General features: G+C 61.6%; 13 protein-coding genes and 2 tRNA genes. 8 read left to right on the top strand and 7 right to left on the bottom strand.

Annotation, left to right across the window (positions count from 1 at the left end; translation table 11 throughout):
* Positions 1-149 precede the first annotated feature (149 nt).
* A tRNA-Leu gene (locus tag P3T20_RS19225) sits at positions 150-236 on the top strand.
* 222 nt (positions 237-458) lie between these two features.
* Positions 459-545 (top strand) — tRNA-Leu (locus P3T20_RS19220).
* A gap of 167 nt (positions 546-712) precedes the next feature.
* On the opposite strand, the gene P3T20_RS19215 is transcribed toward P3T20_RS19220, so the two are convergent.
* Complete coding sequence (locus tag P3T20_RS19215; RefSeq protein ID WP_074264935.1) at positions 713-1,639, bottom strand: LysR substrate-binding domain-containing protein; 927 nt, start codon at positions 1,637-1,639, stop codon at positions 713-715.
* 109 nt (positions 1,640-1,748) lie between these two features.
* Between P3T20_RS19215 and P3T20_RS19210 the strand changes: the two genes are divergently transcribed.
* Positions 1,749-2,843 (top strand): tartrate dehydrogenase, encoded by a 1,095-nt coding sequence (locus tag P3T20_RS19210; protein ID WP_074264936.1) that lies wholly within the window; start codon positions 1,749-1,751, stop codon positions 2,841-2,843.
* A gap of 207 nt (positions 2,844-3,050) precedes the next feature.
* The gene (locus P3T20_RS19205) at positions 3,051-4,361 is read left to right on the top strand and encodes an MFS transporter (RefSeq protein WP_074264937.1); all 1,311 of its coding nucleotides are present in this window, start codon (positions 3,051-3,053) and stop codon (positions 4,359-4,361) included.
* Between the two features lie 25 nt (positions 4,362-4,386).
* On the opposite strand, the gene P3T20_RS19200 is transcribed toward P3T20_RS19205, so the two are convergent.
* From P3T20_RS19200 to P3T20_RS19180, 5 genes are all read right to left on the bottom strand, one after another.
* Entirely contained in the window at positions 4,387-5,766 is a 1,380-nt protein-coding gene (locus tag P3T20_RS19200) for an FAD-binding oxidoreductase (protein ID WP_074264938.1), read from the bottom strand.
* A 17-nt stretch (positions 5,767-5,783) separates the two neighbouring features.
* Positions 5,784-6,560 (bottom strand): transporter substrate-binding domain-containing protein, encoded by a 777-nt coding sequence (locus tag P3T20_RS19195; protein WP_074264939.1) that lies wholly within the window; start codon positions 6,558-6,560, stop codon positions 5,784-5,786.
* A 62-nt stretch (positions 6,561-6,622) separates the two neighbouring features.
* A complete protein-coding gene (locus P3T20_RS19190; protein WP_429287558.1) occupies positions 6,623-7,777 on the bottom strand; it encodes a pyridoxal phosphate-dependent aminotransferase in 1,155 nt (384 codons plus the stop codon).
* 174 nt (positions 7,778-7,951) lie between these two features.
* Entirely contained in the window at positions 7,952-8,971 is a 1,020-nt protein-coding gene (locus P3T20_RS19185; protein WP_429287557.1) for a 2-keto-3-deoxygluconate permease, read from the bottom strand.
* A 293-nt stretch (positions 8,972-9,264) separates the two neighbouring features.
* Positions 9,265-11,013, bottom strand: a complete 1,749-nt coding sequence (locus tag P3T20_RS19180) for a methyl-accepting chemotaxis protein (protein WP_429287556.1) — start codon at positions 11,011-11,013, stop codon at positions 9,265-9,267.
* A 455-nt stretch (positions 11,014-11,468) separates the two neighbouring features.
* Here P3T20_RS19180 and P3T20_RS19175 point away from each other — a divergent pair, with 455 nt between their 5' ends.
* The gene (locus P3T20_RS19175; RefSeq protein WP_429287555.1) at positions 11,469-12,635 is read left to right on the top strand and encodes an acyltransferase family protein; all 1,167 of its coding nucleotides are present in this window, start codon (positions 11,469-11,471) and stop codon (positions 12,633-12,635) included.
* Positions 12,636-12,647: 12 nt separating this feature from the next.
* Here P3T20_RS19175 and P3T20_RS19170 read toward each other — a convergent pair whose 3' ends face one another.
* Positions 12,648-14,009, bottom strand: coding sequence for a chloride channel protein (locus P3T20_RS19170; protein ID WP_429287554.1), 1,362 nt, complete (start codon positions 14,007-14,009; stop codon positions 12,648-12,650).
* Between the two features lie 291 nt (positions 14,010-14,300).
* On the opposite strand from P3T20_RS19170, the gene P3T20_RS19165 reads away from it, so the two are divergent.
* The 3 genes from P3T20_RS19165 to P3T20_RS19155 all read left to right on the top strand — a co-directional run bounded on the left by P3T20_RS19165 (position 14,301) and on the right by P3T20_RS19155 (position 19,343).
* On the top strand, positions 14,301-15,518 hold the full coding sequence (locus P3T20_RS19165; RefSeq protein WP_074264942.1) for an MFS transporter: 1,218 nt from the start codon (positions 14,301-14,303) through the stop codon (positions 15,516-15,518).
* Positions 15,519-15,823: 305 nt separating this feature from the next.
* On the top strand, positions 15,824-16,690 hold the full coding sequence (locus tag P3T20_RS19160) for a TetR/AcrR family transcriptional regulator (protein ID WP_074266101.1): 867 nt from the start codon (positions 15,824-15,826) through the stop codon (positions 16,688-16,690).
* Between the two features lie 154 nt (positions 16,691-16,844).
* A complete protein-coding gene (locus P3T20_RS19155) occupies positions 16,845-19,343 on the top strand; it encodes an acyl-CoA dehydrogenase (RefSeq protein ID WP_074264943.1) in 2,499 nt (832 codons plus the stop codon).
* Positions 19,344-19,377: the final 34 nt, after the last annotated feature.

The raw sequence follows: 19,377 nt of genomic DNA, 5'->3' as shown, positions 1-19,377 counted from the left end.
AACACCCGTATTGCGCGCCAAGCGGCGCGTCAATACTTGCTGCAGTACTTGCCGTGAACCGCAATCCGACGCCATGCGGAGGCTTTCTCGAAATGCTTGACAGCTTTGAAGCTGTCGCTATAATAGCGGTCTCTGTTGTACAGACACCTGCCCAGGTGGCGAAATTGGTAGACGCACTAGGTTCAGGTCCTAGCGGTGGCAACACTGTGGAGGTTCGAGTCCTCTCTTGGGCACCAGATTCAAAAGCAAAGCCGCTTCCGAGCGGCTTTGCTTTTTGTGTGAGGCTCTGCGGTTCGTTTGAACTTGTTCGAATGAATAACAGGGTATCGGCAGTGCGGAAGTCAGTATCGAACCTGATTCGATACCTGAAAGTCCGGACGGTGCAATGAAGCGGTTGTTGAAGTCCCCATTGACACGCTGAGTCGTCCCGTTAAAATAACGGTTTAGCTTGAAAATGTGCCCAGGTGGCGGAATTGGTAGACGCACTAGGTTCAGGTCCTAGCGGTGGCAACACCGTGGAGGTTCGAGTCCTCTCCTGGGCACCATCGGTTGTTCCGGCATAAGCCGGCGAAGTTCGAGAAACCCCGTAAGATCAACGTCTTACGGGGTTTTTTGTTGCCTGCGCTGTTGCCTGCGTTCTTGTCTGCGCAAGCCAGCAACGCCATCGTATGTCGACAAATGCAGTTGGGCTCCGAATGAGCGTGGCTGCGTTTCACCCCAGTTCGCCCGCTTCGCTTCGAAGATCCCCGGCGATGAAATCGACAAACGCGCGAATCCGCGTGGACATCTGGTGCCGTTGCGAATAGACGGCGAAGATATCCGCGTTCGGCGTGTCGTGATCGGGCAATACGAGGACCAGCGACCCATCGGCCAGATATTGCTTGATGTCCCACTCGGCCCGCATCAGGATGCCGTGTCCTTCCAGCGCCCACTTCACCGCGATTTCGCCGTCGTTCGTCGTCAGCGTGCCGTTGATGCGCACGGCCTCCGTTTTGCGTGACGCTCCCCTGCCCGAAGTCAGACGCCACACGCCGTAAGCCTCGTCACCCTGGCGGATGCCGATGCAGTTGTGCCGCGTCAGGTCATGCGCGGTCACCGGCATCCCACGTGCGGCGATGTACGAAGGCGCCGCACACAGCAAGCGCCGGTTCGTCGCCAGACGACGCGCGACCACCCGCGTATCGGGCGGCTCGCCGAAGCGGATGCAGACATCGAACGTATCGTCCGTCAGCGGAGGCGGCGTGACCGATAGCTGAAGCTGAACCGATACTTGCGGGTGCTTCGCGACAAAGCGCGAAATCGCAGGGGCGACATGGCTGCGCCCAAAGCCAAGCGTCGCGTTCACGCGCAGCAATCCCTTCGGACTTTTCTTCGCGGTACCCAGCAATTCGGCCAGTTCGTCGATCTCGTCGAGAATCCGGCGCGCATGCTCGAGGTACAACTCGCCCTCCGGCGTCAGCATCATCCGCCGCGTCGTGCGGTTGATCAGCCCCACGCCCGCGCGACTTTCCATCTGCGTCAGGTGCTTGCTGACCGCCGCTGCCGTCAGTCCCAGTTCCCGCGCGGCGGCGCTCAGGCTGCCGGACGCCGCAAGCGTCGAGAAAAAGCTCAAATCCGACGGATCGACCGTATCTCGCATGGCTTTCACTTGTGAATGAAAGTTAAAGATGCTTTGAGTGTAGCACCGGTTTTTGCGCCCGGAGATAGGTAGAGTTCATTCATTCGTACAACACCTGAAGGACGGAGACATGAAAACCTATCGCATCGCGACCATCCCTGGCGACGGCATCGGCAAGGAGGTCATCCCGGCCGGCGCGCAGGTGCTCGAAGCACTGGCAAAGACGACGAAGTCGTTCGCATTCGAATTCGAGAACTTCGACTGGGGCGCAGACTACTACCGCGAGCACGGCGTCATGATGCCCGCCGACGGGCTCGACGCGATCCGCAACAAGGACGCGATCCTGTTCGGCTCGGCGGGCGATCCCGACATTCCCGATCACATCACGTTGTGGGGCCTTCGCCTCAAGATCTGCCAGGGCTTCGACCAGTACGCCAACGTGCGTCCGACCCGCATCCTGCCGGGTATCGACGGACCGCTCAAGCGCTGCGGGCCGGAGGACCTGAACTGGGTCATCGTCCGCGAAAACTCGGAAGGCGAATATGCCGGCGTAGGCGGACGCGTCCACCAGGGACACCCGATCGAAGCCGCGACGGATGTGTCGATGATGACGCGCGCCGGTGTCGAGCGGATCATGCGTTTTGCGTTCCGTCTCGCGCAATCCCGTCCGCGCAAACTGCTGACCGTCATTACGAAGAGCAACGCGCAACGTCACGCCATGGTGATGTGGGACGAGATTGCGCTGCAGATTTCGAAGGAATTCCCGGACGTCAAATGGGACAAGGAACTGGTGGACGCGTCGACCGCCCGCATGATCAACCGTCCCGCCTCGCTCGATACGATCGTCGCCACCAATCTGCACGCCGACATCCTCAGCGACCTCGCCGCGGCACTCGCCGGCAGTCTCGGCATTGCACCGACAGGCAACATCGATCCGGAACGCCGCTATCCGTCGATGTTCGAACCCATCCACGGCTCCGCGTTCGACATCATGGGCAAAGGTCTCGCCAACCCGGTGGGCACGTTCTGGTCGGTTGTGATGCTGCTCGAACATCTGGGCGAATTCGACGCGGCAAAACGCGTGATGCAAGCCGTCGAAGCGGTGACTGCCGATACATCGCTGCACACCCGCGACCTTGGCGGCACGGCAACGACCGCGCAGGTGACCGCGGCCGTCTGCTCTTTCATTGAAAAAGCCGCAGTGCCCTCGGCCAACGCAGCTTAACTCTCCACAGCGGCTCCCCAGGAGTCTGGAACGCACGGCCGTCATCCGGCGGCCGTGGCCCCGCTCGCCCCGAGCGCGGCGATACGAGGGTTTGACCGGCAAGCGCGCCGAAAAAAACAGGAGAGCCGCACCGGACGGCCACGACGCGCTTTGTAACTCAACTCCGTTTCTGAATAGAGCACTGCTCAAGCCTCCACGGAGGAGACAATGATTTCCGAACTCGAAAGCCGGGTTTCGCGCAAGCTCATGCTGCGCATTATCCCGTTCGTGATGCTGCTGTATTTCGTGAGTTTTCTGGATCGCGTCAACGTGGGGTTTGCGGCGCTGTCGATGAACAAGGCTATCGGTCTGTCGCCGACGGCGTTCGGTCTCGGCGGTGGACTGTTTTTCATCGGCTATTTTCTGTGCGAAGTGCCGTCGAACCTGATTCTTCACAAGGTCGGCGCGCGCCGCTGGATTGCCCGCGTGATGGTGTCATGGGGGATCGTGTCGGCGGCCTCCGCATTCGTGATCGGCCCGAACAGCTTCTACGCGCTGCGCTTCCTGCTGGGCGTCGCCGAAGCGGGCTTCTTTCCCGGCATCATTCTGTATCTCAGTCTGTGGTTCCCATTGCGTCAACGCGCGGTCGCTGCAGCATGGTTCATGGCCGCGGCGCCGATCTCCACCGCGATCGGCTCGCCGATTTCCGGCGCGATCATGAAACTGCCTCCGCTCGCCGGACTTGCCGACTGGCAGATGCTCTACATTCTCGAAGCGGTGCCGGCAATCATCCTGGGCTTCTGCGTGCTGAAGTACCTCACGGATACACCGGCGAAAGCGGAGTGGCTGCAGCCGGAAGAGCGCGAATGGCTGATCGCAAAACTGACGACGGAAGCAGCAGCGAAGCAGTCACATGCCGGCCACACCGCCGGTGCACTCACCGCCTTGCGCGACCCACGGGTTCTGGCGCTGGCGCTGATCTACTTCGGCACGTCGGCAGGACTTTATACGCTTGGACTGTGGGCACCGCTGATTATTCGCCAGTATGGCTTCGGATCGTTCGAAACGGGCCTGCTGGCAGGCCTGCCGAGCATTCTCGCGGTCATTGCGATGATCTGGTGGGCGAAGCATTCGGACCGCACGGAAGAGCGCACGTGGCACGTTGTCATCCCATGTATCCTGGCATGCCTCGGATTCATCTTTGCCGGTAGCGCGACTACAGCGCTGATGATCATCCTGGCGCTCGTAATCGTGAACATCGGCATCAGTGCAGCCAAGGCACCGCTGTGGGCGATGCCCAGCATGTTCCTGTCAGGCGCCGGCGCGGCTGCGGGGATTGCGATGATCAATTCGGTGGGGAACCTGGGCGGCTTCGTCGGCCCGTTCGCGATCGGATGGCTCAAGAACGTAACGGGCGGCTATGCAGCAGGCTTGTATGTGGTGGGTGCGACGTTGGCGGTGTCGGCCGTCGTCACCGTGATGCTGAGCCGGCAGTCGAAGCAGCCACCCTCGCCTGTTGCCGAACGGCACAGCCACTGAGCGGGGATTCTGCCCCGCCCTCCCGTCACAGCACCTTGCCGGGATTCAGAATGCCGAGCGGATCGAGCGCCGCCTTGACGCGGTGCATCAGCGCGATTTCCGTATCGCTGCGCGTGCAGCCAAGATACGGGCGCTTCAGCGCACCGATGCCGTGCTCCGCCGAGATCGATCCGCCCATCGCCTGCACGACCGCGTAGACGCAGTGATCGAGCGCGTCCACCGTCGCGCCGTCCATCTCGCGCAGCGATACGCCGACATGCACGTTGCCGTCGCCGACATGCCCGAAGAACAGGCACGTGATGTCCGGCCATCGCCGTCGCAGTTCGGCCTCGCAACGCGAGGCGAACGCGCCGAGCTCACCCGTCGGCAGACTCACGTCGAAGCCCGCCAGATGCGGCAACTCATCGATCGCGTGGCTCTCGCGCAGCGCCCACATATCGCGCGCCTGCCGCTCCGACGTCGCGAGCGCCGCGTCGTCAATCAGCCCCGCGTCGAAGGCATCGGCAAGACACGCCTCCAGGCCGGCCGCGGCGTCGCCATCCGGTGCGCTCGTCGCGAATTCGATCAGCACCACGAAATTGCCGTCGGCCGCGAACGGCGCGACGACACCGGATGTGTTCGCAGCCACATGCGCGTAGAACGACGGCCACATCGCTTCGAAGCTGACGACATCGGGGCGCGCACGCACGCGGTCCCACAGCCGCAGCAGCGCTTCATAATCGGCGACGCGGCCCAACGCAGTCGCGCTCGCGGCGAGCTTCGGATGCAGCCGCAGTACCGCACGCGTGATCACGCCGAGGGTGCCCTCGCTGCCAATGAAAAACTGCTTCAGATCGTAGCCGGCATTGTTCTTCAGCATCCGGTTCATTGACGACACGATCGTGCCGTCGGCGAGCACCGCTTCGAGCCCGAGCACCTGCTCGCGCATCAGCCCGTAGCGGATCGCGCGCGTGCCACCCGCGTTGGTCGCGAGCATCCCGCCAATCTGGCACGAGCCGCGCGCGCCGAGATCGACGCCGAACGTGAAACCCGCCGCCTCGGCCGCTTCCTGCACGATCTGCAGCGGCGTGCCGGCGCGTACCGTGATCGTCGCTGCAGCCGCGTCGAGCGACTCGATGCCCGCGAAGCGCTCCATCGATAGCACGACCTCGCCGCCCAGCGCGACGCCGCCGCGCGCGAGTCCGGTCATGCCGCCCTGTGGGACCACCGGTTGCCCGAGCCGTGTGCAGAGCGCGAGCGCACGCGACACGTCGTCGACGCACATCGGCCGGATGAGCGCTCGCGGTCTGACGCCCGGCGCTTCGTTGTACGCGGTGAAAAAACGCGGCTCGATGTCTTCGGACCGCGTGACGACGTCCGCGCCTAACTCAGCGGTCAGCGCGGCGTCGATCTGATTGTCTGGCATCGCATCGTCGTCCGGCGTTACTTTGTCGAGATGTCGATATCGCCGAAGTATTTCGCGCCGAGCGACTTCACGCTGCCGTCCGCCTTGAGTTTCGCGATCGCCTCGTTCAGCTTCGCCTTCAGCGCGTCGTCGCCCTTGCGCACGCCGAACGCGATCCCGCTGCCGAGGATCTTGTCGTCGTGCACCGGTTGCCCGACGAACGAGAAGTCCTTGCCGTCCGGACGCTGCAGGAACGGCTGGCCCGCCGGCGCGAGCAGCAGTGTGCCGTCGAGGCGGCCCGACGTCAGATCCGCGAACACCTGGTTCTGATCCTGGTACGGCACCACGATGACGCCGGCCGGTTCCCAGTGCACTTTCATGAACGTCTCCTGGATCGAACCCTGCAGCACGCCGATGCGCTTGCCTTTCAGCGATTCCGTCGTCGTCACCAAACCGCTGCCGGTGCGCGCGATCAGTTCGGTGGGCACGCGGTAGATCGGTGTCGTGAAGTCAATCGCCTCGCGCCGCTTGTCGGTCGCATTCATCGCCGAATTGATCGCGTCGAACTTGCGGCCGTTCAGCGCCGGAATCAGGCCGTCGAACGACGTCTCGGACCACGCGCACGTCATTTTCGTGGCCTTGCACACTGCATTGCCGACATCGATGTCCATCCCTTGCAACTCACCGTTCGGCGCCTTCGATTCGAACGGCGGATATTGCGCCTCGAGGCCGAAGCGCAGCGTCTGCGCATCGGCGAGCGCCGCACAGGAACCGAACGCGCAGGCGAGCGCAAGCCAGATTTTCAGGTGCTTCATCGTGATGTCCTTCTATTGGAATCGTGAATAGTCGGGCGGGTGGCTGCCGTACGTCGACGGCCTCAGATATTGCTCAGACGGCGCGCGCCTTCAACCAGCGTCGCATCGTCCTTCGAAAAGCTGAGCCGGATCACGCCGGGGTCGGTGCCATCCGTGTAGAACGCGGACAGCGGAATCGTCGCAACGCGCGCGTCGCGGATCAGGCGCAACACGAAATCGCTATCGCGCTCGTCGGAGAAATGCCGGAAGCGCGCGAGCATAAAGAACGAGCCTTCGCTCGGTAACAGCTCGAAGCGCGAACCCGCGAGCTCGCGCGCAAGCAGGTCGCGCTTTGCCTGATAGAACGCGGACAATCCCAGATAGCTGTCGGCCTGTGCGAGGTGCTCGACGAACGCGAACTGCATCGGCGTGTCGGCCGAGAACACCATGAACTGATGGATCTTGCGGATCTCGTCCATCAATTCGGCAGGCGCGAAGCAGTAGCCGACGCGCCAGCCGGTCACGTGAAACGACTTGCCGAACGACGACACGATAACGCTGCGCTCCGCGAGCTCGCGATGCCGCGCCATGCTCTCGTGGCGCACACCGTCGAACACGATGTGCTCGTAGACCTCGTCGGACAGGATCACGATGTCGGTCTGCCGCGTGAGCCTCGCGAGCTGCTCGATGTCATGGGCCGAGAACACGGTCGCGGTCGGGTTGTGCGGCGTGTTGACGATGATCATCCGCGTGCGCGGCGTGATCGCGGCGGCGACCGCGTCCCAGTCGACGCGGAAGTCCGGCGCCGCGAGCTTGATGGCGACCGGCGTCGCGCCCTGCATCCGCACGATCGGCGCGTAGCTGTCGAACGACGGCTCGAAGTAGATTACCTCGTCGCCAGGATGCACGAGCGCGCTGATCGCGGCATACAGCCCCTCGCTCGCACTCGCGATCACGGTGACTTCGGTCTGCGGATCGTAGCGCGCGCCGTACAGGCGCTCGGTCTTGTCGGCGAGCGCTTCGCGCAGCGCCCCGATGCCGGCCATCGGCGCGTACTGGTTGTGTCCGTTGCGCATCGCACGCGCCACGCCTTCGACAAGCGCCGGATCCGGCGCGAAGTTCGGTGCGCCCTGTGACAGGTTGAGCGCGTCGTGCTCGGACGCGAGCTGACCGATCACGGTAAAGATCGTAGTGCCGACGTCGGGCAGCTTCGAACGGGGCGCGCTGGCGCTTCGCATGGGTCCTCCTCGGGGATCGGGTTCGGATGAACGCTTCCGTGCATCCGGGGTGTGCGGAGGAATTTAGCCCGAGCCGATATCAGCGGCCAATCGAAAGTTTGTCATGGCGTCCATGAGCGGATGTCATGGACTCAAAGCTCAAAGCGCCGGCGTAAGACACGGCGCATCGCCTGCTCACTCATTTGCACCGATTGGCGGCGGATAGTGATCTTCGTCGGCTTGCGATTCGCGGTTCTCGCGATCGATCTGTGCGTCCGGCTGCAGCTGTTTCTTTTGTTGTTTCCGGAATACCCAGGCAGTCAGAATCGGCGTAAGCACGGCGGTCACGATCACCGATGCCGCCACCTGGATGGTTGCAGCCGGCGCGATCGCCGCATAGGAGTGGTCCGCCAGCGCGATCGCCTGCGGCGTGCCGGTTGCATTGCCTGCCGTGCTCGACGCGGCGGCGCCCGCCACGCCGGAGCCGCCCAGCAACCGGTCCGCGAAGATGCAGACGATGCCAGTGACGACAAATACGGCCACGCCCAGCAGGATGCCTGGCACACCTGCCGTAAATACCGCTTTGAGATTGATCCCCTGTCCCAGCGTGAAGGCCATGAACGGCACGATCAGCGGTTCATGCCTGCCAAAGAAATCACGCAGTTCGCTGTCGAGATTACCAAGAATCGCGCCGGCGAAAATCGGCGCGATAACCGATAGCATGGTCAGCCACGGGATATTGGCGAGGCCGGCGCCGACAAGGACGATCATCGTCACGAACGGACCCGTCTCGATGCTTTGCGCGACATACGTGCCGGAATCTTCCTTGCTGCCAAAGGTGCTTGTCAGCGCGAGGAACATACCGCCATTGGTGTCGTTCATGGCGGCCAGCACCGCGAGCGTGCTGAGTCCCAGAAAATTACCGTGAAAGAAATGCGAAATGGCGAGTGCAATCAGAACCGCGATACCCACCTTCGAAAGCAGAATGCCGAAACCGCGTTTGAGCATGCCGGGGGCCGCTCGCAAGGTCATCTTGGTGCCGACCGTGAACAGATACATCGCAAGGACAGTTGGATATCCCTGATTAGTCAGCGCCTGGGTAAAGCCGCCGATTTTTAAAGCGTTCGGACAGAATGTATTGATCAGCATGCCGATAAACAGCGGAACCACCATTAGCCCGCCCGGCACCTTATTGATGAACTGGTAAATACGCATGCTTACCGTCTCCTGGGTACACCGCGTTGTCCCTGACTACATGATCGTTATTCGTTGCATTTTGAATTCAATATTTTGAATATATTAGGCGAATAAACTGGCGCTGCGGTATCACGTAAACCCTGCGCGTACCCGTGAGAATAAGAGCAAAGCGATGAGCGTGCACCGCGCTATCGGCGGTCCGTATGATTCCCAAAGGAGAGTGCCGCCGCGACGAGGTTCGGGCGGGTCCATGCGGCGGGTCGCGGCGGTGATTTGAGCGCAGGCGTTTCAAAGTCCCGCGAAATCCGGACTCAGAATTTCTCCCAGTCCGTAGCACTGGTATCCGCGACGATGGCCGTCGGCCTGTCTGCAGCGGCGGCAGGTGACGGCTTTGCCTTCGTTGTACGGACTGGCGGCGTGCGAACGACCACTGCAGGCCGGCGTGATGCGCTTTGCGAGGCAATTTGCGGAACCACGGCTCGCGACACCGTCGAAGTGCCCGTCTCGGCGACCCTGAACACCGCTACTGCGTCGCTGAGTGTGCGGGCCTGTCCAGCCATCGATTGCGCAGCGGCCGACGCTTCCTCGACCAATGCCGCGTTCTGCTGGGTCACCTCGTCCATCTGCGCGACGGCGAGGTTGACCTGATCGATGCCCACGCTCTGCTCGGCCGAAGCCGCCGCGATCTCGTTCATGATCGAACTCACGCGTGCGATCGACTGGACGATCTCGGTAATCGTCGTGCCTGACTGGTCGACCAGCTCGGAGCCCGACTGCACCCGGGAGGTCGACTCGGCGATCAATCCTTTGATCTCCTTGGCGGCGCCGGCGCTGCGCTGCGCGAGCGCACGCACCTCGCTCGCGACCACCGCGAAGCCACGTCCCTGCTCGCCCGCGCGGGCGGCTTCCACCGCTGCGTTCAACGCCAGAATATTGGTCTGAAAGGCGATGCCTTCGATCACCCCGACGATGTCGGCGATCTTGTGCGAATCACCGACGATGTTCTGCATCGTGCCCACCACCTGCTGCGTCAGCTCACCGCCTTTGACGGCGAGCCCTGATGCGCTCTGCGCGAGCTGGCTCGCCTGCCTGGCGTTCTCCGCGGTCTGCTTGACCGTCGAGGTCAGTTCTTCGATGCTCGCAGCCGTTTGCTCGAGCGATGCCGCCTGCTCTTCCGTGCGCTGCGACAGATCGGCATTGCCCGCGGCAATTTCGTTCACCCCAACGTTGATCGATTCGGTGCCACCCCGCACGGAGGTGATCGCTGCACGCAGCGAATCCTGCATCTTTTGCAACGCGGCCGTGAGCTTGCTCATCTCGTTGGCGCCCGTGGCGACGATCCGGCCCGTCAGGTCGCCCTCGGCGATACGGTTGAAATACCCGATCGCCGCGTTGACCGGATCGACGATCGCACGCATCAGCATCATGCGGCCGCCCAAGGCGAGCAGCAGTGCGGCTACGAGACCGGCGGCGACCGCCAGGCTGACCATGTGGAAGCGGTTTTCCGCATCCTGGTAGCGACGCGCACCGCGATCGAGTTGCGCATTGATGAGCGCCGCCATCGCCGTCGAATACACGTTGAACAGTTTTGGCATGACGTGCGCCTGAAGTTGCACGAAGGCTTGCGTGTCGCCGGATTTGATCGCGGCGAGAGCTGGCTCCAGGCCCTGATGCAGGAACGCGGCACGCTTGTCCTGCATGTCCTTGACGAGGGCCTGCTCCTCATCGCCATGGCCTGCATGGCTCAAATAGTGCGACAGGTAATCGTTGGAAGCCTGCAGGTAGATACTTAAGCGGCCCAGCACGGCGTCCTGGCCCGCCTGATCCTTCAGCTCGGCAAGCGACGCGTAGGTCGCAAGCGCGAGCCGCGCGTTCAGCAACTTGACGGAATCGCCCTCGAGGTCAGCCACGGCAGGCGTATCGACGGTGTACATCTGGCGCAAGGATTCATTGCCATCACGCATTGATAAAAGCCCGACCGCAGCCCCTACAGCCAGCAGGATCCCGAACAACGCGATCATCAGGTTAAGGCTGGCGCGAATCGACAGGTTTTTCAACATGCTTTTTGTCCCCCGGCAGATGTGGTCTCTATCTACTTGTCCTATGTATATCGGGTTGAAATGGCCGAACTTTAATCGAAATGGCCCCACAGCCGATGTTCAATCGTTTTCTTTTTCTCGTTCGTATTTTATGAACATCGAATAGAGCTGAACAAACACAAGCTTCGGATGTGGAGCGCGCTTGCCACTTCGTTGGAGCCGTCGGGGCGGACAGGTTGCGGTGGCGTGAAGAATCCAGGCAGCTGCAAAGAACGGGGAGCTAAAGCCCGCCTACAGGGCGCCGTACACGGCTGACTGTGCGCCAACCAACAGTTCACGTGTTAGCGGCTGGTTAGGATCAGTTGCAAAGCCGTTTTGTCCATCACAACGATGGCGACTTTGGTCGTGCAGTAGATGCAATTGCCATCCCGCGGTCAACCCGCAGGCATTCTTCTCCGCTCCAAAGGATCGACAGCATGACGGCCACCCAACCCGCCAGCATCCTCTCTGAAAGCAACACCGAAGGCGAAAAATCACGGAGCAAAATATTAGGTCTCGAATGCATACGATTTGTATCTGCACTCGCGATTCTTGTCTGGCATTACAAACACTTTTCATATCTTGGCAGCGAGCCCGTTGAATTTTCGCCGTCGACCCAACCGCTCTATTCTTTATTGCTCCCGATATATCGATACGGATACCTTGGGGTCCAGATATTCTGGTGCATAAGCGGCTATATTTTCTTCTGGAAATACGGTGAGGCGATAGCAACGGGATCGATTTCAGGATGGAATTTCTTTGTCTACAGACTATCCCGGCTCTATCCTCTTCATTTCGTCACGCTTCTGGCTGTAGCGCTTCTGCAGTACGCTTACTTCCGGAAAAGCGGCGTTTATTTTGTTTATCAGAACAATAATTTTAGGGAATTCTTTCTCCAGATATTCATGGCGAGCAGCTGGATCGGTACGGCTCCAGTTGGATTTAACGGTCCGATCTGGTCGATTTCGGTGGAAATCTTGATATATTTTATATTCTATGCATTTTTGCGAATTTTTTTAAATAACATCTTTCTCTCTGGAATGGTGGTGGTTGCAACTGCCGTTGCAATGGGCTTCGGCGTGTCAAGCCCAGTACTTCAGTGCCTGGCCCTGTTCTATGCCGGCGGGGTCCTGACGATGGCGGCTCCGTTTATGCGGAGACACCGAACGGCGGCGGGGGCTTCTTTTCTCTTGGTCATTGCAATGATAGCCGGTTGGCATTTCCTTAACAGCAGACCCGAACTTGAAATTCAGCCAAAATTTTTCCTGATGGCGGCAACCCTATCCAGCGTATATTTTATGTCGGAATATTTCAGTCCTCCGGCGAGGATTCGCGGCGCTATTGAAACAGCGGGGAATATGACGTATTCCAGTTATCTGCTTCACTTCCCTATCCAGCTATGCATTATGCTGGTCTGTCGCGAAACTGGCGTAGCTGTGCCCTATAGAAGCGTCTGGTTCTTTCTCGGGTTTATTGCCGTAACCCTGGTGTCTTCAAAATATGCTTTCTCGATGATTGAAAGGCCTGCCCAGGCATTCATACGAAGACGGCTAGCGAGTCACCGTAGAATTAAGCTGATGCAAGCCGAAGATGCACCAATATGAGCTGGGCGGTATCTACCCCTCATAACCCTCGCCCGCCGACCTCGCCATCACCGCGCCCGCCGGCTTCGCCGATGCCGCGGCCGGCACGTTGCGCGCCGCCCATACGGTCGCCAGCAGCTTGAAGGTCGACACGGAGCCAGCCACCGCGAGCAGGATGGGAACAAGAAAGTCATGGCTCACACGAGTGAACTCTAGAATCAGCACCACCGCCGTCAACGGCATCTGCATCGATGCGGCCAGAAACGCCCCCGCGCCGACAATCGCAAAAGCCCCCGAAGACGTGCCCGGCCAGATCATGTTCCATATCCCGCCAAGCACGATCGCGAGCAATGCGCCGTTCGCGAGCCCCGGCGTCAGCAGACCGCCTTCGGCACCGGCACGCAGACTGCCGGCCGTGATCGCAACCTTGAGGATCAGCAGTACCGCCGCCAGCCCGATCGTCAGCTCGCTATTGAACGACAGACCCGCCGGGCCCTTGCCATTGCCGAGCAATTGCGGAAACTCAATGGCCAGCACACCGATGATGGCAAAGTTGATGAGCGCCAGAACCGGCAGTCGCCAGTCCTTCGGCGCATGAGCGCGGGCGCGGGTGGTCAGTTGCGTGAAGCCCCACGCCGCCAGCCCGAAAATGGGACCGCACAGCGCCGACCAGACGACCAGAGGCGTGCTCAGCAGCAGCTGCGGAACCGAATACTGATGCTCATCGCCCAGACCGATCCAGGCGACCACGGCGGCAATCGAAGACGTCGCCAACGCCGGCACCAACGCGGCCCAGCCGAACGTGCCCAGCAACACTTCGAGCACGAACACCGCGCCGCCTAACGGTACGTTATAGACGGCAGCCAGCCCCGCCCCGGCCCCGCACGCCACCATGATGCGGCTTTCGGCAACCGTCAGCCCCGCGCGATGCGACAGCCAGCCGGCCCACACCGAGCCGATCTCGCGTGGCGCCACCTCGCGGCCAAGCGGCGAGCCCAGCGCGACCGTCACGATCTGCAGCACGGCATGAATCACCGTGCTGACGACAGGCATACGCGGATCTTCCGATTTGACCGCCTTCTTGATGCTGACGAGCGGACGCCCGTAGCGATACAGCGCCCACCAGCCGAGACCGGCGACAAGGCCGCAGACGACCATCACCAGCACTCGCCGTTCGGGCGCCGCGCCGCTCACGCCGCTCAGGAAGCTCTCGTTGCTGATGACGTGCTCGAGGCTGTAGCCAAACGCAACGTGCTGGATCCAGTGCAGCAACAGCGCCAGCGACATGCCGCCGAGACCTGCGCCGACGCCGGTGAGCAAGGTCACGCTGACAAGCACGGCGAACGGGCTTCGGTGATCAGCCGCAGGCTCGGAGGGGATCGGTCTGGTGGACATGGTGAGAGCAATGATAGGAGCTATTTTCGGATGCCGTCATCGTATGCCGCACCACAGCATGAGGCAAATTTATTTTTATAATTTATTGATTCATTTTATGAATATATCTATAGCCAGCACGCGCTCGGGGACGTGCAGACATTAGGGACATCTACTGAGAAACCGCATTTCAAGCATGCAGACGCTTAACCGTCGGCGTACACTCCCTGCGAGCCCGCTGCACGGGGCGCGCGGGTCGCCTTGCGATCCGCCGTAAGGCACGGGTTGTTCGGAGACTTGGAGAAAAAACACATGAGTTGGACTCGGGAACAGAAAAACGTCACTATCGCCGCCTATCTCGGGTGGACGCTCGATGCATTCGATTTCTTTCTGATGGTGTTCATCCTGAAAGATATCGCGAGCGAATTCGGTACGGACGTCAAAACCGTAGCCTTTGGCATCACGTTGAGTCTCATGATGCGCCCAGTCGGCGCACTCATCTTTGGCTGGCTCGCCGATAAATTCGGCCGCCGCCCCACGCTGATGGTCAACATCGCGTGCTATTCGTTGCTTGAACTGCTGTCCGGCTTCTCCCCCAACCTCACCACACTGCTCGTGCTGCGCGCGCTGTTCGGTATCGCCATGGGCGGCGAATGGGGCGTGGGCGGCGCACTGACCATGGAAACCGTGCCGGCCAAATCGCGCGGCATCGTCTCCGGTCTGCTGCAGGCCGGTTATCCCAGCGGCTATCTGCTCGCCTCGGTCGTGTTCGGCGTGCTGTATCAATACATCGGCTGGCGCGGCATGTTCATGGTCGGCGTGCTGCCTGCACTGCTGGTGCTTTATGTGCGCGCGCACGTGCCTGAGTCGCCGGCGTTCAAAACGCTGGAAAAGCGCGCAAGGCCAGGGCTGCTTGCAACGCTGAAGAAGAACGTCACGCTGTCGATCTACTCGATCATCCTGATGACCGCGTTCAATTTCTTCTCGCACGGCTCACAGGATCTGTACCCAACCTTCCTGCGCGAACAGCATCATTTCGATGCGCATACGGTCTCGCTGATCTCCATCGTGCTGAATATCGGCGCGATCTGCGGGGGCCTCTTCTTCGGCTTCTTCTCCGAGAAAATCGGCCGCAAGCGCGCGATCTTTATCGCAGCACTGATCGCACTGCCGGTTCTGCCGCTGTGGGCGTTCTCGACCACGCCGGTGCTACTGGCGGTCGGCGCGTTCCTGATGCAGATTTCGGTGCAAGGCGCCTGGGGTGTGATCCCGGTCCACCTGAACGAAATCTCGCCGGATGAAATCCGCGCCACCTTCCCGGGCCTCGTGTACCAGCTCGGCAACCTGCTCGCTTCGGTCAACGCGCCGCTGCAGGCAGGCCTCGCCGAGAAACACGGCAACAACTATGCGCTAGTCATGGCCGTGGTGATCGGTATCGTCGCCGTGGCAATTGCGGTACTTATTCCGTTTAGTCGTGAACGTCGAGGCATAGATATGACACAATCTGCCAAAGAGGTTGCAGCGGTTTAGTATCAGCAGCACCGAAAGACGCGAAACACACTTATAGGCGGCCCCAGGCCGCCACGCCAGGCAGTACCCGCGAGGCCGTTCCGATTGCTATCGGAACGGCCTTTTTTATTCGGCAACCGGAACAGCAACCGTGCGGTGTCCGAAGCATTTGATGCACCGCAGCGGTGCTTTTTTAGAGGAGTCCGTCCATAGAGAGCCCTTGCCCGATGATCCATAACCTTCTTATCCTGAAAAAAACGCGCGTTTCAAATGCGCATTTGAATCGCTTGTTTGCGGCCGGGCAACCGGTAATTGGGAGACGCAACATGGCAGTTCGTACGACAGGCCGGCACACCGGCGACACGAAGTCTCGCATCCTCGATGCCGCAGAAACGCTGTTCATTGAATGCGGTTACGAGGCCATGTCGCTGCGTCAGATTACCTCGCGCGCCGAGGTCAATCTCGCAGCGGTCAACTATCACTTCGGCAGCAAGGAAGCGCTGATTCACGCGATGCTCTCGCGTCGCCTCGACCGCCTCAACCAGGAACGGGTCAAGCTGCTCGAGCGTTTCGACGGCATGCTCGGTCCCCGGCTTACCTGCGAGCACGTGCTGGGCGCGATGTTCATTCCGGCGTTGCGGCTGTCGCGCGATCCGCGGGTGGGCGGTAAGGCGTTCCTGCGTCTGCTCGGACGCGCGTACACCGATCCGTCGTCGTTCATTCGCGACTTTCTGAATGGACACTACGCCCTGGTGGCGGAGCGTTTCTTTGCAGCGTTCCAGCGCGCGCTGCCGCATCTGCCGCGCGACGAACTCGGCTGGCGCCTGCACTTTGCGATCGGCGCGCTCTCCGGCGTACTGGCGGGCACCGATACCGACAGCCTGATCACGGAGTTCTCGCAAGGCAAGTCGATGAACGATCTGCAACTGATCGCGCGCCTCGCCTCGCTGATGGTCGCCGCGCTCAAGGCGCCGCTACCCGATGCGACCCAGCTGGCCGCCTTCGCGGCCGTACTGGGCGATGCCACCGACGGTACGGGCGACGGTCAGGACAGTGGCAGCGGCTGCAACGCAGCGGCTGCGCTGGGCGCCACCGAACCCGAGGCGCTGTCACGTGAACCGGAACGCCTGGGCGGTGGACTGAGTGGCGGCCTGAGCGGTTCATTGCGGCACGTCGCGCACGGCGCAGCCTGAGCAGGTCACGTCCGGGCCGGCCCGGATGTGACCGCCCTGTCTCCCACCGGCGCCGCGGTGCACCTGGCACCGCATGTGCTGTCAAACAAACAATGCGAACCTTCCGCATCCTGCGGACGCGTCCGCGCGCACCATCAAATCAGGAGGAAACGCCATGTCATGGTTCTTCTTAGTGCTGGTTCTCGCCGCTGCGGCACTCGTCTATGTGCAGGCCCGCGCCTCGTGGTGGCTTGCCTTCCTGATCGTATGGGTCGCCGCCGCGCATCTGAGCGGCGCGGCGGGGCCGGTTGCTACGGCTATCCTCGCCATCGTGTTCGTGCTGCCCGCGCTTGTTCTCACGCTCAAGCCGTTGCGGCGTGCCTGGATCTCGAAGCCGGTGCTCGAGATCTTTCGCAAGATCCTGCCGGAGATGTCGCCGACCGAGCGCGATGCCATCGAAGCAGGGACGGTCTGGTGGGACGCTGCACTCTTCTCCGGACGCCCGCATTGGGACACCCTGCTTGGGCACGGCCCCGCGAAACTCACCGCTGAAGAGCAGTCGTTTCTCGACGTCGAATGCCAGCATCTGTGCGATCTCGCCAACGACTGGGAAACCACCGCTGTCTGGCAAGACCTGTCGCCGCAAACCTGGCAATACATCAAGGAGCGCGGCTTCCTCGGCATGATCATTCCGAAGCAGTACGGCGGCAAGCAGTTCTCCGCTTACGCGCATTCGCAGGTCATCATGAAGCTTGCCACGCGTTGCTCGGCCGCCGCCGTTTCGGTGATGGTGCCGAACTCGCTCGGGCCGGCCGAACTGCTGATGCACTACGGCACGGAAGAGCAGAAGAACCACTACCTGCCGCGTCTCGCGCGCGGCATCGAAATCCCCTGCTTCGCGTTGACGAGTCCTTACGCGGGTTCGGATGCCGCGGCAATTCCCGATGTGGGCATCGTCTGCAAGGGCACCTTTGAAGGTCGCGAGACGCTCGGCTTTCGCGTCACCTGGGACAAGCGCTACATCACGCTCGGACCGATTGCGACCGTGCTGGGCCTCGCGTTCCGTGCGCTCGATCCCGATCATCTGCTCGGTTCTACTGATGAACCCGGCATCACCTGCGCGCTGATTCCGACCAGTCATCCTGGCGTCAACATCGGCCGCCGTCACTGGCCGCTCAACGCCGTGTTCCAGAACGGTCCGAACTCGGGCAAGGACGTCTTCATACCGATCGACTGGGTGATCGGCGGACGCGATCAGGTCGGCAACGGCTGGCGCATGCTGATGGAATGCCTCGCCGCGGGCCGCGCGATCTCGCTGCCGTCATCGAATGTCGGCATGGCGAAGATCGCCGTGCGCGGTACCGGTGCCTACGCCGCCGTGCGCCGCCAGTTCCGCACCGCGGTCGGCAAGTTCGAAGGAGTACAGGAAGCGCTCGGCCGCATGGGCGGCAACCTGTACGTCATGGACGCGGCACGGCGACTCTCCGCGCACGCAGTCGATCTCGGCGAAAAACCTTCGGTGATCTCGGCGATCGCGAAGTATCACGTCACCGAGCGCGCCCGCAAGGTCATCAACGACGGCATGGACGTCACCGCCGGCAAGGGCATCTGCATGGGACCGTCGAACTTTCTCGCGCGTGCCTACCAGCAGGTGCCGGTGTCGATCACCGTCGAAGGGGCGAACATTCTCACGCGCTGCCTGATCATCTTCGGCCAGGGCGCCATCCGCTGCCACCCGTATGTGCTCAAGGAAATGGCTGCGACGCGCGAAGCAGACCGCGGCAAAGCGCTGCGCGAATTCGATGAAGCGTTCTTCGGGCATGTCAGCTTTACGCTGTCGAACGTCGTGCGCAGCTTCATCTATGGCATCACGGCCGGCGCATTCATCAGGAGACCGCAGCGTGCGTATGCGCCGCTGGTCCCCTACTATCGCGCAGCCACGCGTATCTCCACGGTGTTCGCGCTGCTCGCCGACGTATCGATGTTCGTGCTGGGCGGCGATCTGAAGCGGCGCGAGCGGATTTCCGGCCGGCTGGGCGACGTGCTGTCGCAGCTCTATCTGATCTCGGCGACACTCAAGCGCTTTGAGGACGAAGGCCGTCAGGAAAGCGACCTGCCGCTCGTGCGCTGGGGCGTCGAGGATGCATTGCATCAGGCGCAGGAGGCTATCGACGGCGTGCTGGTTAACTATCCGAACCGTCTCGCCGCGGGTCTCGTGCGTCTGCTGGCGTTTCCGTTCGGCCTGCCACATCGTGCGCCTTCCGACACGCTCGGAACGGCAATCGCCGAGCTGATGCAAACGCCGGGCGCAGCGCGTGAACGGCTGGTATCCGACTCCTATGTGCCGCATCCTGACGTCGACCCGCTCGGGTACGGCGAACTGCTGTTCGCGCTGAGTCCGAGTATCGACGCCATCGATCGCAAGCTGCGCGATGCGGTCAAGCAGGGCCTGCTCGCGCCGATGCCGCAAAGCCTCGCCCATCTCGCGGAGTGGACCGCCAATGCCCAACAGCAGGGTCTGCTCGACACCGACGAGCGGCGAGTGCTCGACGACTATGCCCGCTATGGCGCCGAGGTCATCAAGGTGGACGACTTCGAACCGGACTTCGGCATGCTCGAAGCGCTGCAGCGGCGCAAGGAGGCACTGGAAAAAGCGATGCAGCTTGCAGCCTGAGCGTTGCGCCGTGCACACTGATGCATCACGTAAT

Origin of the sequence: Paraburkholderia sp. GAS206C (assembly GCF_050435645.1) — a bacterium.
Taxonomy (GTDB): Bacteria; Pseudomonadota; Gammaproteobacteria; order Burkholderiales; family Burkholderiaceae; genus Paraburkholderia; species Paraburkholderia phenazinium_B.
The sequence above is the reverse complement of the archived record's forward strand: the minus strand, read 5'-3'. Positions and strand labels throughout refer to the sequence as shown.

Bases quoted from the DNA above. Each gene is read 5' to 3' on its own strand.
- P3T20_RS19195 (WP_074264939.1), bottom strand. From the start codon at position 6,560: ATGAAGCACCTGAAAATCTGGCTTGCGCTCGCCTGCGCGTTCGGTTCC.
- P3T20_RS19160 (WP_074266101.1), top strand. From the start codon at position 15,824: ATGGCAGTTCGTACGACAGGCCGGCACACCGGCGACACGAAGTCTCGC.
- P3T20_RS19190 (WP_429287558.1), bottom strand. From the start codon at position 7,777: ATGCGAAGCGCCAGCGCGCCCCGTTCGAAGCTGCCCGACGTCGGCACT.
- P3T20_RS19185 (WP_429287557.1), bottom strand. From the start codon at position 8,971: ATGCGTATTTACCAGTTCATCAATAAGGTGCCGGGCGGGCTAATGGTG.
- P3T20_RS19210 (WP_074264936.1), top strand. From the start codon at position 1,749: ATGAAAACCTATCGCATCGCGACCATCCCTGGCGACGGCATCGGCAAG.
- P3T20_RS19215 (WP_074264935.1), bottom strand. From the start codon at position 1,639: ATGCGAGATACGGTCGATCCGTCGGATTTGAGCTTTTTCTCGACGCTT.
- P3T20_RS19155 (WP_074264943.1), top strand. From the start codon at position 16,845: ATGTCATGGTTCTTCTTAGTGCTGGTTCTCGCCGCTGCGGCACTCGTC.
- P3T20_RS19170 (WP_429287554.1), bottom strand. From the start codon at position 14,009: ATGTCCACCAGACCGATCCCCTCCGAGCCTGCGGCTGATCACCGAAGC.
- P3T20_RS19200 (WP_074264938.1), bottom strand. From the start codon at position 5,766: ATGCCAGACAATCAGATCGACGCCGCGCTGACCGCTGAGTTAGGCGCG.
- P3T20_RS19180 (WP_429287556.1), bottom strand. From the start codon at position 11,013: ATGTTGAAAAACCTGTCGATTCGCGCCAGCCTTAACCTGATGATCGCG.
- P3T20_RS19165 (WP_074264942.1), top strand. From the start codon at position 14,301: ATGAGTTGGACTCGGGAACAGAAAAACGTCACTATCGCCGCCTATCTC.
- P3T20_RS19175 (WP_429287555.1), top strand. From the start codon at position 11,469: ATGACGGCCACCCAACCCGCCAGCATCCTCTCTGAAAGCAACACCGAA.
- P3T20_RS19205 (WP_074264937.1), top strand. From the start codon at position 3,051: ATGATTTCCGAACTCGAAAGCCGGGTTTCGCGCAAGCTCATGCTGCGC.